This is a genomic window from Bacillus sp. JJ1127 (assembly GCF_036965845.1).
Taxonomy (GTDB): Bacteria; Bacillota; Bacilli; order Bacillales; family Bacillaceae_G; genus Bacillus_A.
In genome coordinates, this window is the sequence record NZ_JBALQK010000422.1 from 1,696 (window position 1) to 2,026 (window position 331).

Below are 331 nucleotides of genomic sequence, written 5' to 3' on the forward strand. Positions count from 1 at the left end.
TCATTTTGAAAAAAGATTAATCTGTAGGTGTTAAAAAAAGTTTGATCAAAACCTTGTATGAAGTATTTTTTTTCAGCAAAAAACAAGAGCTAAATTTTGAAAAAAGTTTGATCGGTTTATTTGATATATCTTTTTTTGTCCCGTAGATAAATCAGTTGTACTGAAGTATCCATTTCTTATCTCTACTTTGCCTTCTAGGTCTAATTAATCTTTTATAAGAAGAAAACTTGGCAAATATGTAATTTTCCATATCTGAGCCACGTTTTTATCCTATTGCAGTTTTTACCCGAATCGTTTCCGTATCCCTGCAAAGGTACAGGTAGCTTAATGC